This is a genomic window from Pseudobacter ginsenosidimutans (assembly GCF_007970185.1).
Classification (GTDB): domain Bacteria; phylum Bacteroidota; class Bacteroidia; order Chitinophagales; family Chitinophagaceae; genus Pseudobacter; species Pseudobacter ginsenosidimutans.
This window is the reverse complement of record NZ_CP042431.1, coordinates 6,204,326-6,216,675: the sequence shown is the minus strand read 5'-3', so window position 1 is coordinate 6,216,675 and position 12,350 is coordinate 6,204,326. Positions and strand designations below refer to the sequence as shown.

At 47.5% G+C, this 12,350-nt stretch carries 9 protein-coding genes; 6 read left to right on the top strand and 3 right to left on the bottom strand.

Annotated elements, in window-relative coordinates; all coding sequences use genetic code 11:
• Positions 1–6: 6 nt before the first annotated feature.
• The 4 genes from FSB84_RS24445 to FSB84_RS24430 are packed head-to-tail and all read left to right on the top strand — an operon-like array spanning position 7 to position 5,113.
• A complete protein-coding gene (locus FSB84_RS24445; protein ID WP_130540471.1) occupies positions 7–1,473 on the top strand; it encodes a RagB/SusD family nutrient uptake outer membrane protein in 1,467 nt (488 codons plus the stop codon).
• Between the two features lie 25 nt (positions 1,474–1,498).
• Entirely contained in the window at positions 1,499–2,359 is an 861-nt protein-coding gene (locus tag FSB84_RS24440; protein WP_130540470.1) for a DUF4843 domain-containing protein, read from the top strand.
• A 24-nt stretch (positions 2,360–2,383) separates the two neighbouring features.
• A complete protein-coding gene (locus FSB84_RS24435; RefSeq protein ID WP_130540469.1) occupies positions 2,384–3,940 on the top strand; it encodes a PKD-like family lipoprotein in 1,557 nt (518 codons plus the stop codon).
• A 27-nt stretch (positions 3,941–3,967) separates the two neighbouring features.
• A complete protein-coding gene (locus FSB84_RS24430; RefSeq protein ID WP_158644103.1) occupies positions 3,968–5,113 on the top strand; it encodes a TlpA disulfide reductase family protein in 1,146 nt (381 codons plus the stop codon).
• Between the two features lie 53 nt (positions 5,114–5,166).
• Here the strand turns inward: FSB84_RS24430 and FSB84_RS24425 are convergent, their stop codons facing one another.
• The 3 genes from FSB84_RS24425 to FSB84_RS24415 form a co-directional block, all read right to left on the bottom strand.
• Positions 5,167–7,263, bottom strand: coding sequence for a carboxy terminal-processing peptidase (locus tag FSB84_RS24425; protein WP_165434893.1), 2,097 nt, complete (start codon positions 7,261–7,263; stop codon positions 5,167–5,169).
• A gap of 105 nt (positions 7,264–7,368) precedes the next feature.
• Positions 7,369–8,079 (bottom strand): hypothetical protein, encoded by a 711-nt coding sequence (locus tag FSB84_RS24420; protein WP_130540466.1) that lies wholly within the window; start codon positions 8,077–8,079, stop codon positions 7,369–7,371.
• A gap of 72 nt (positions 8,080–8,151) precedes the next feature.
• Entirely contained in the window at positions 8,152–8,889 is a 738-nt protein-coding gene (locus tag FSB84_RS24415) for an acyl-CoA desaturase (RefSeq protein ID WP_130540465.1), read from the bottom strand.
• A 242-nt stretch (positions 8,890–9,131) separates the two neighbouring features.
• Here FSB84_RS24415 and FSB84_RS24410 point away from each other — a divergent pair, with 242 nt between their 5' ends.
• Positions 9,132–9,395 (top strand): short-chain dehydrogenase, encoded by a 264-nt coding sequence (locus FSB84_RS24410; protein WP_130540464.1) that lies wholly within the window; start codon positions 9,132–9,134, stop codon positions 9,393–9,395.
• A 105-nt stretch (positions 9,396–9,500) separates the two neighbouring features.
• Positions 9,501–12,314: a T9SS type A sorting domain-containing protein gene (locus tag FSB84_RS24405; RefSeq protein WP_130540463.1), complete on the top strand. Its 2,814-nt coding sequence runs from the start codon at positions 9,501–9,503 to the stop codon at positions 12,312–12,314.
• Positions 12,315–12,350 lie beyond the last annotated feature (36 nt).

The window sequence follows — 12,350 nt, the reverse complement described above, 5'->3', positions numbered from 1 at the left end:
ATTTGAATGAAAATAAAGATTATTTCCTTTTGTATGATGTTCTCCCTGCTGCTGGGTGCATGTAACAAATGGATCGATGTAAAGCCTTCAGACAGGTTGAATGAAGACCAGCTCTTCTCCACCCGCGAGGGCTACCTGAATGCCTTGAACGGTGTGTACGTGGAGCTCACCAATTCCGCCCTGTATGGGGAGAACATGAGTTTCTCCACGCTCGATGTGCTGGCGAACTATTACTTCATGAACATCTCCACACATCGTTTTTACAATACCACCACTTTTGTGTATACAGCTGAGAATACGAGAACGGCGATGGATAATATCTGGAAGAAGGCATACGAGTTGATCGTCAACTGCAATGTGATCATCGATAAATGTGGACAGAACAGCAACCCTTTGCTGCCTGCTCCCTACTTCGGTATCGTGAAAGGGGAAGCCCTCGCGCTCCGCGCGATGCTGCATTTTGATCTGCTGCGACTGTTCGGCCCCATCTGGTCTGAAGCGGACAAAGGCCGCGCCTGCATCCCATACAATACTGCCCCACGGCCAACCGTAACCGATCTGCTGAGCTCTGAGGAGATCATGAAACGGGTGTTCGATGATCTCAAGGCTGCCGCCGCTTTGCTGAAAGAGAGCGATCCGATCATCACAGAGGGCATTCGTCACGGTGCAAACGCCACAGGTGCGAACGATTTTTATTTCAGGCAGTACCGTCTCAATTATTATGCTGTGAAAGCATTGATGGCAAGGGCATATCTCTGGAAGCAGGATAAGGTGAATGCAATGACGGAAGCTATGGATGTACTCGCGGAAACCCTCAACGGGGATAAACCTGTTTTCGGGCTTGGACCTGTATCACCCACGGCAACGCCCGCAGATTTCGATCATATTTTCATACCGGAAGTGATGTTCTCGCTGTACAAGATCAACCGTCAGAATCTCTATACGAACTTCTTTGCACCAGACATTCAGAAAGAGCTGCGCCTCAGTTTCAACAATTATGATGATAACCAAAGCAGGAAAAATGGATTGTATGATGATCAGAATGATTTCCGGCTCAAGTCGTGGCTCACACTCAGCAACACCAATGGCAATTTCCTTACGCATGTGAAATATGCTGTTTCCACTAACAAACCTGCTCCCAACGCCATTCCCCTGATCAGGCTGAGTGAATTGATCCTGATTGCGGCAGAATGCAGTCCCACACTGGAAGATGGAACAGCATTACTCAACCTGCTGCGTACCGCCAGGAACTGTGTAAGCCTGTCGCCAACCACCACTACACAACTGAAAGATTTCATCACCCGTGAGTTCAGGAAAGAAGTGATAGGAGAAGGGCAGATGTTCTTTTATTATAAACGGAATGCAACAACAACCATTCCCAACAATGCCAACCTCACAGGCACCAAACAAATGCAGTTGGGCAATTACGTTGTGCCATTGCCTTTGAGTGAAATTTCAGTGAGGGGCAATTAATTACTCTACATTAAAAAATGATACAATGAAAAAGATGATATTCTGGTCGGTTCTGCTGGCGATTGTATTACCCTTCGCGTCCTGTAAAAAGGAAATGATGGAATATGAAGGAATGGAGGGCGTGTACTTTGGTGTGAGAAGCGGACCTACCTGGGCGGCCCCGGCATCCTGGCCCTTCCGTCCATATACCAATGTGGAATTTGTAAAACAACCGGAGGCGGTACAGGAGCTGCAGCTCAGTATAGCTGTGAACATTACCGGGCCTGTGAAAGATTATGACCGTCCATTCAAAGTGGTGGTGAACCCTGATTCCACCACGGCGGTAGCCGGTGTACACTATCTGCCTTTCGGAGACACTTACAATATACCCGCCAATGCAATCACTGGCTATATTCCCATAACGGTGAAGCGCACCCCGGAAATGCTGAACAAAAATATCAGGCTTGGGCTACGGCTTGTAGCTAATGAACATTTCGGACTTTCCTTCCCGGAATGGAAGGCCATACCCGGCCTGGGTGAAACCACAATTGGTAATGATACCGCTTTCGACGCGTCGCTGCATGTTATCAATATCAACGACCTGATGGTGCAGCCCGCTGTATGGCGTGGTTCTGTTCAGGATGGCAATCGGGAAGCAGGTGTATGGGGCGCATTCACCAGGAAAAAAATGGAACTGATGTGCCAGCTCTTCGATCTGAAATATGAAGACTTTGCTTCCGAAGTTACCATGACGCCCGTACTTGTGATACTGATCTCGAATGAGCTTGGGCGTTATCTCATCAACCAGTTCAATGCAGGAACGCCTGTGCTGGAAGATGACGGCAGGCTCATGTTTGCAGGATCGGTTCCCTGGACATCCTATATCGGCGTACCCTACCATCCCTAACTGTTAACAACACAGAAATTGATTATGAAAAAATTCATCATAATTGCGTCCATTATTTTGGCAGGTTTCCTGCCGGCCTGTTACAAGGACACCGGAAACTACGATTACAAAGAGATCAACGAGATCACTATCAGTGGCCTTGCCAATACGTATTCCGTCATCTACGGCATCGATGTACTGCATATCGAGCCCAATATCAAAATGTCGCAGGAGATCAAAGACCCTTCAAGGCTTTCCTACTATTGGATCCTCGGAAAAGGAACCACCCGGCTGGATACCCTGGGAACTGCACCTGTACTCGATTACGCGGTAGACATCACACCTGACGCCTATGTGCTTACACTGAGGATCGTGGACAATGAAACAGGCGTATCCTGGAAGGCTGCGGCCAACCTGAGCGTTGGTACCCTCTATGGAACAGGCATCATGCTGATGGGAACAGGAGAGAACGGATTTGCCGATGTGGATATGATCTCTATGGTAAGCGATACACAGGTAGTGCGTGGCATCCTGGCCAACAGCGGATTGCCGGCTTTGCAGGACCCTTTCACCATAGTGCATAACGGAGATAAATCAACGAATAATAATTACGGCAGGGTATGGGCCATGACCAGAAGCGGCTCGTATTATCTGGACCGGAAGACCATGAAAGGAACAACAGATAATAAGTTCGCAACGATCGTGGCAATTAACGAGGCGCTGGATAAAGAGGCATTGACCCCCATGTTATATGCACCACAGATGAGAGACAGGGCAGGGAATACCAGTAACGCTAATGCGCGGGCTATGATGACCTCCGATGGAAATATCTTTACATCACATACTTTCCTTACCGGCGGCGATTTTTATACCAATGCCATCAACAGGCTGGATGGTAATTATGATCATCTGGTGCCGGCCGCGCCTTATTTATGGTACTCCATCGGCAATATGAGCGCAGCGATGTGGTACGATACTGAAAATAACCGCTTCCTGAATTATGCCACTTTCGGCTTTGGCCTGGTGTCTACGATCCCTTCCGATGTAGCAGGAGAGCCCTTTCCCTGGGACCAGGCTGCTGTTGGCCGTACACTCGTATATGGCGAGAATACGCGTAATACAGATGGAGGCTCCACCAACGGTAATTCCTTTGCCATCATGAAAGATGGCGCCGGAAACCATTACATCTACAAGTTCTATGCAAGCGGTGCAACACCATTGAAACGCGATATGTATACCGTGTTGCCCATCGCCACCAATTTTGCCAATGCAGATTTCTATGCTTTTTCCTCCAGGCGTACAGTTGTTTTCTATGCTGTGGGCAATACGCTTTATGCATACGATTACAACAGGGGCTTCGAAAAATCATACACCTTGCCTGAGACCGGTGGCGATGAGATCACCATGCTCAAATTCGATACCCAGATAGATCATACCACCAACGCGCTCTATATCGCTACCTACAATCCTTCAACAAAAGGAAGGCTGCGCCGCTTTATGGTGGGCACTGATCCCAATACCGTTACCATTACGCGCGTTGACAGGGCCGACTGGGATGGACTGATCAAAATAAAAGACATGAACTGGAGAGCTGTGAACTAAGGCAGCTCCGTAAAACCAATGAAAACAATGATGAAGAAAGTACTGGCTCTAAGTGCAATTACAATGATGGCAGCCGTTGCATCCGCCCAAACTCCTTTTACGGTGCGCGGAACGCTGAAGAATACTTCCCGCGATGGCGAGAAGATCACACTTTCCTATTTCAACGGAGAAAGAAAAATGTACAGCTCTGCTGTGATCAAAAATGGAAAATACACTATCGAAGGAACAGTGGTGGAGCCTTCAAAAGCAACACTGAGCCTGGCTATCCCTAAAGAAATGCGCGGCGATAAGATCTGGACTATGTCCGAAAAAGTGGAATTCTTTATTGAAGGTGGATTGATCACTGTAGATGGAGTACCTCTTGTAAAAGCGAAATTGAAAGCTCCGGGCAAGGCGCAGAAAGACCTTGCCAATTTTCAGAAGATGCTGCGGCCTTATGAAATAAAACAGGATGCAGCATTCTACGCTATGCTGAATGCTACATCAAATCGGGATTCCATCAACAGGAAAAAGTATAATGATCTCAATGAAAGCCTGAAGCAGCAGATCGACAGTATGGAATATGTGTTTTTGAAGAAGTATCCGCAGTCACATGTATCGCTGGGTATTTTCAGGGATAAGCTCAATGCAAAAGCGTTGGCAGAGGAAAAAGAAAAATACGCGGCCATTTTCAAAACCCTGGCCGATTCACTGCAACAAACCGTTGTTGGAAAAACGATGGCCACACAGATCGAAAATGCATTCAAGCTGGGTGTAGGAAAAGAAGCCGTTGATTTTGTGCTGAACGATACATTGGGCAATCCTGTCCATTTGTCTTCTTTCCGCGGAAAATATGTACTGCTCGATTTCTGGGCTTCCTGGTGCATGCCCTGCCGTTTCGAGAATCCCAATATCGTGAAGGCTTACAACCGTTTCAAGGATAAAAATTTCACAGTGCTGGGTGTATCGCTGGAAAGGCCCGGAGACCGTAAGGCATGGGTGGATGCCATCAACAAGGATGGACTTCCCTGGAACCATGTAGCAACGCTCACCAAAGCAGAAAGCGATCAGATCTGGAAACTGTACACTTTACAAACTATTCCGATGAACTACCTGATCGGTCCTGATGGAAAGATCGTAGCGTTACATCTGAGAGGAGAAGCACTGGAGAAAAAACTGGAAGAGATTTTATAATTCCGTACATGAAGAACAAATAACAGCCCCGGGAAATCCGGGGCTGTTTTGCTTTATGGGAGTTGCTTATTTGATTGATTCATCATGTCTTCTGTTACGCTCAATGCTTCGGCGAGGTAAATATCTTTTTTGAGTTGGTTCAGCCAATGCTGGTATTGCAGGTGCTCGAAGGGCAGGAGCGTGTCCGGATTGATCCAGGGCGGCAGGCTTGATTCAACCTGTAACAATTTGCCGGGATCCGGTTCCCTGGCTTTGCGGATATTTGCTTCCAGTTGGGCAATGGCATTTGTTTTGCTTTCAAAACCTTGTATCGTGAGCTCCCAGGGTGCCGCCTGCAGTTTTTCCAGTTGTTGCATATTTTCTGCGATCAGTTGCAGGGCAGGGTTGTTGCTGATCCTTTCCCTTGCCTGCTTCACCACCAGCTCATAATTGAAGTTCCTTTTTCCCGGTGTATAGTTTTCCACTTTCAGTGTGTCTGCCGGTAACGCAGTGGGGTAGTCGATCTCACGGATGCTGTTATTGCTCATCCTTTGCTGGATAACGATATCTGGCGTAACGCCTTTGAACTGTGTGGAGATCCCGTTGATGCGATAGAACTTCTTTTCTGTGAGTTTAAGGGTGCCATATTGGATCACGGCCTTGTCGTTCTCTTTTTTTACAATACCGATCGTGGTCTGCGCTGTACCTTTTCCAAAGCTGCTGGCAGTGCCGATAAGGATACCTCTTCCATGATCCTGGACTGCGGCGGATAAGATCTCCGATGCTGATGCGCTGGACTCGTCCAGCATAATGGTAAGCGGGCCTTTGAACCGGGGCTCAGTGTTAACAGGATTCCCCAGCACCTGTTCTGAATTTTTTCCTTTCAGTATCGAAACATCACCTGCTCCCATGAGATCGCCCAGCATCCGCTCTGCTTCGCTGGTTGAGCCGCCGGGATTGCCACGCAGGTCGATGATCAGGGCCTCCGCTTCCAGTCCGTTCAGCTTGGCTAATTCCCTGAGCAGATCAGATTCCACGCCGATATCATTCTTGAATGCGAAATTGCCGTAGAAGAATGGGAAATAGATATAGCCGGTCTTTTTCCCATTCCGTTCCAGGATGGCGGACCTCATCCTGTAGGAATTGTATTTCATTTCTTCCCGGGCAATGCTCACTTCTTTTTCTTCCAGGGAATTGTTGGCGATGATCATGTTCAGGGAGGAGCCTTTCTTTCCACTGAGGAGGTGCGCAACTTCCAGTGAAGTTTTGCCTGATACTGTGGTCATCTTTCCGGTAGAGTCCCGGATCGAGATGATCCGATGGTTTACCAGCTCCTGCCCGCTTTGCTCTGCGAAACTGCCGGGGATAATTTCGGTGATATAATGTTCTCCGCCTTGTTCGGACAGTGTGAATCCCGCGCTGAAATAAGGTTTACCATCTATTCCCGGTGGCGCCCGGTCGATATCGGGCAGCATGAAATTCGTATGCGGGTCCATCTCCATTGCGATGATGTTCACATACTGGTAGAACTTTTCCGTGATGGCTCTTGCACTGAGCTGCTGACTGAAACCGGCATCGTACTGATGCCGGATACTGGTTTTGATACTGGCTTCCAGTGAAGCCGGCAATGTGTTGATTGCTGTACTGTTTTTTCCTTTTGCCTGTTTTGCTGCAATATATTTTTTCAGGAAATCGTATTTCAGCATCTTCCTCCAGGCATCTTTTCTTTCTTCAGTCCCGGATGGAAAAGGTTGCAGCCTGCTGCCGGGAGTGAAGCTTTCTTTCTTTTCCAGTTGCATACCGGAAGAAAGGATTTCCGGATACAACCGTTGTACTTCGGTTATGCGTGATGCATAAATTTCCATCACTGCATCGAAGAATGCACTGGAACCGGTTTTCAGTTGTTCATCTATACTGTGCCGGTGTGTGCCCAGCTTGTTGAGGTCCGATTGCAGGAACAGGATATGGTTGGAATCCAGGTAATGGAGAAAATTGTCCCAGACAGCCTGGGAGTAATTATTGTCGATCGGTTTGGGTGCATAATGTTTTGTAAGCAGATGATACATTACGGCATCCAGCATGGTCTTCTTATGGGACGGCTCTTTTGTTATGTCCACGGGTTGACAGACTGCCATCGCCGCCGTCAAAAGGATACCGGTTATAAGTGCCAACGGCTTTTGGATTCCCCTCATTTTTTCAGTTTATGGTTGATATATTGCTTTCCGGAAGGAAAGCACATGAAGAGGGGAATAGGGTGAAGGGAAGAGGAAAAAAATTTACAGGTACTGAACGTAGAGGCGGATCCTTTGATCCGGTAATACCCTGATGAATAGTTTCAGGTAGGATTTCACAAGCCGGCCTCCCTGCATGGCCGGGTGCCAGGGACCTGTTTTCTCCAGTACTGCAATGATACTGTCGGTAACCATCTTATTGCTTCCTTCCAGTACTTCGAAATGGTTAATCGTTTTGTCGGGACTTACAATTGCACGCAACAAATAAATGGAATCATGGAATACTGCATTCCTGAGCGCTTCCTGCACAAGCGGTTCCAGTTCTTTTATCCCACCCGGGTAACTGATCCCGTTTCTCACTGACTCAAAATGCCGATCCCAGTCCTGCGAGTCACCCGGACAATAATAGCGCAGATGGGAAAAAACTGTATCTGTCACTACGCGGAATGATGCATACCAGTTTTGCTTGCAAACCCTGGACGATAGTTGTTCCAGGAGTGCTGTTGGAAGCGGGATTTCTCCATATTCTTTTCTGAGGAGGTATTTGTCGCCTTCAAAGCTGATATCGAAATAATGCGATGCGGCATTTCCCTGCTTGTCTAACCTGAGGGATATGAATCCCTTTCTTTCTGCATCGATATTGATTGCCCTGATAGCAGAATATTGTTGAAAGAAATCATTGTATTCACCGGAGAGAAAAACTGTATCGAACTTTTTGAAGGTTTGAGCCTGAATGCAATTGATCAGAACTCCCATGATTGTTGTGATTAAAATAGACCGGATCTGCATGGACAGTAAGATACGTCATCCGTTCAAAAAAGAGAAACATTACTCCTGTGGCTGATTCCTGAGCTTGATGATCCTGCACCAGGCCAGGAATCTTATTAAAGGATAAACCGGATCCAGTTCATGCCAGCGTTTTCCGAAATTGATGGAATTGGGATTCTTGTGGTGATTGTTGTGATAAGATTCTCCCAGCATCAATACATCCACTACCAGCAGGTTCTGAGAGGTATTCTTCAATTTGAAATTCGTATAACCATATTTGTGGGCATACCAGTTGATGATGGCTCCGTGAAAAGCACCCATGGTGATCACAACTGGCAATAACAATAACCACCATAAAGTGGGCGATAATAATAGAAATAATGCCAGGTAGGCCACGGACCACAAAATGCGCGACAATGGAGAACTGGCAATCTTGTCGAAGGCCAACCACTCCGGCAGATTATGGGTAAATCTTTCTTCCACCTGCACTTTTCCCTTATGTATCTTATTGTAGATATTACGTGTGCGCAACATCATTTGAAATACATTCTTTGAGAATTCCGGAGAATGCGGGTCCTTTTCTGTGTCTGTATACGCATGGTGCATGCGATGCAGAATGCCATACGTTCTTGGGCTCATATAAGAAGAACCTTGCGTGATATATGTAAAAATGAAAAACACGCGTTCCCAGAATTTATTCATCCTGAATGCCCGGTGAGCGGCGTATCTGTGTTGAAAGAATGTCTGGCAGAAAAGTGAAGAGTACCAAATAACGATAAAAAAGATCAGTATCCACATAAAATAGAATTTAAAGATAGATTGCGGAAAACTGATAGTGGAGAAGCGGGAACTACAGCATGAGTGATTCGCTGGTCTATTACCTGTAAGGTACGCTAAGTATTGTTAATAAATACCCAACAAGATGAATATAGGGATTATTAATGCTATCTTCACCGCTGCACCTTCTCTTATCAACAATTTCCTTCCTTTTTATTGTATAAACGCCTGTTGCAACAGGCTGTTGACTAAATCTATTTTAAATGACAAATACACAGATCGATTCCTTTATCCAAAAGATTGAATTCGACCGTCAGGCGGTTAAGGTAAGTTTTAAGTCGAGGGATCCATTCATTGGTTTCTTTGTGAACACAAGGGATTATGATGATCTGAAGGGAAAGAATTTCTGGCGTATAATCAGTCAGAGTAATATCAAGAACTATTTGTCTTCCGGCGATGCCAATCTATCCCGCATTTTCAGCGGTTTCGAGATCACCAAACTCAAGGTGGTTGAATCGATAGGATAAGCAGGCTCGTCTGCATTGCCCAAATAACTCAATACAATGCGGTTTTAGTTTAGTTGCAATAGCATATTCGATCGTAGTTTGAATCCGCTAACTAAACTTGCCGCTATGAAGAAAACTTCTACATTTTTCAGCGGGCTTTTGCTCGCTATCTTCTCATTATTCTACACAGCTATCGCTACCGCGCAAACGCCGCTGGTATATCTGGAAAATGGAAAACTGGTTTACACGCCTTATGCCAACCAGGGACAAACAGAAACGGTAAACCGCGTGCCTGATTTTTCGCATTCGGGTTACAGGGGAGGCGGTGTGTCTCTTCCAGTATTGCCGGTTGTTGAAACAGTAAGCCCTGCTGAAGGCGATTGCCGCGCACTGATACAGGCTGCCATCGATCGTGTAGCTGCATTGACGCCGGATGCCAATGGATTCCGTGGCGCCATCCTGCTGAAGAGAGGGCTCTACCTGGTGGAAGGGCCCCTGTATATCCGGAGCTCTGGAGTGGTGCTGCGTGGCGAAGGAAATGGTGTTGACGGAACGGTTTTGAATGCCACACAAAAATCCCAGCATACGCTGATCATTTTGCAGGGGAGCGGTAGTGGTTATGGTGAGGTTGCCGGCACAAAAGCGCGTATCACTACCAGTTATGTTCCTGCTGGTGTCAGCAGTTTTGATGTTGCTGCCGGGCATTCGTTTACGCCAGGCGACAAAGTGGTGATCCAGCGCACACCCAATGAAGACTGGATCACATTGCTGGATGTTGCGCAATACGGCTGGGTGGCTTCAGGATACAAGACCACTTTCGAACGCACCATCACTGCCGTGAATGGCAATACCATTACAGTGGATATTCCGGTAATGGACCCGATGGAAACCCGTTATGGTGGAGGAGAAGTATACAAATCGAATATCGTTGGGCGTATTTCCAACAGCGGTATCGAGAACATGCGCCTTGAATCCGACTTCGAAGGTGATAGTGATGAAAACCACGGATGGAACGGCATTCAGTTGAACAGGGCAGAGAACTGCTGGGTGCGTGATGTGATAGTGAAGTATTTCGGATATGCTGCGGTCAACCTGTCCAATATGAGCCGCTTCAATACGGTACAGGATTGTGCGATGATAGATCCGAAATCCGTGACCACCGGCAGCAGGAAATATTCTTTCAATCTGGAAGGCAATGCTACTTCCAATTTCTTCCAGCGTTGTTTCACCTGGGGAGGCCGCCACGATTATGTAAGCGGATCGAAAGTACCCGGACCGAATGTATTCCTCGATTGTGTGTCGGAGAATACACAGGCAGACATCGGTCCACATCACCGTTGGGCAACCGGACAATTATACGATAATGTTTATGGCGGACAGATACGCGTTCAGAACAGGAAAGACATGGGCAGCGGTCATGCATGGGCAGGCGCACAGATCATGTTCTGGAATTGTTTTTCTACAAAAAGCGATATAAAAGTGGAAAGTCCTGCAGCCGCCAGGAACTGGGGCGTGGGCTGTATCGGTAATACGAAAAATGGAAATGGATACTGGGAAAGCTGGGGTACTCATGTGCTGCCCCGGAGCCTTTACCTGCAACAACTGGAAGACCGGCTGGGCGCCGCTGCTGTTCAGAACATCGCAACGCCCGAACAACTCAGCAATACACTGCGCGCTGCTTTGCGCGCACGCATTACGCAGATCCTGAATGAGCCCAAAGTGTACATCCCTGAAACGCCCGGAGGCAATACCGGAGCATTCGATATTACAGATAATGGTGGTGTGCTCACTGCGCAATTTGTAAGTAACCGCCCGCTCGAAAACTTTCCCAATATCATCGATAACGATATCAATACAAAGTACTACCAGAACGGAAAGAAAACATTGTGGGTGCAGTATCGCTCCTCTGTACCCGCCATCGTTACCCGCTATACCATCACATCCGCCAACGATGTGGAAGAGCGCGATCCCAAAGACTGGACCCTGCTGGGCTCCAATAACGGTACCACCTGGACTACCCTGGACTCCCGGGCAGATGAGGACTTCCCAACGCGGCTGCTCACACGAAGTTTCGAGATCAGCAATACACAGGCCTTCACTTATTACAGGCTCAATATTCTCATCAACGGTAACAACAACAATACCCAGTTTGCGGAATGGGAGCTATGGCAAAGGAAAACACAGGCCATCACATTTGGCGAATTACCTGAGCTCACTTATGGCGATGATCCTGCAGAGCTCACGGTGAGTGCAAATTCCGGCCTTCCCGTAACACTGGAAGTAATTTCCGGTAATGCCACCGTAAATGAAGAAGGCGTATTGACCATTCTGGGGGCAGGCAATATCACTATCCGTGCAACGCAGGCAGGGGATACCAATTATTTTCCCGCTCCTGCAGTAGAGAAGACCATCCCGGTGGCAAAAGCTGCTCAGCAGATCAGTTTCCCCGCCATCGCCAACCAGTTGAGGACATCCATCCTGCAACCCGCTGCCAGCGCCAGCTCCGGGCTGCCTGTTGGATATCATGTGGCTTCCGGACCGGCAACAGTGAATGGCAATAGCATCAGCTTCAATGGTGAAGGGGAAGTGGTGTTGAAAGCTTTCCAGCAGGGGAATGAGAATTACCTCGCAGCCGACACGGTAGAACAGCGCTTCATCGTGTATGGCACAGAAAACAAAACGGAGAATTTCCGCCTCGTGATTGCGCCCAATCCAACCAGAGGTCCATTGACCGTTCTTATCCTGAACAGGAAATGGGATGCGCGCTATACTTTCCGGCTCTGTGATCATGCAGGCAGGGTGATCAGTTCCTGTATCATTGCCGGTAATAATGTAGCCAGCGTTGCTCACTTCAATCTCTCTGGCCAGCCCAATGGAATGTATTATTTGTATGCAACAAACGGACAGGAACAGATTGTCAGGATTATCATAAAGCAATAGAAAAGCAGAATTATGGAAACAGGGGCTGACCGTTAC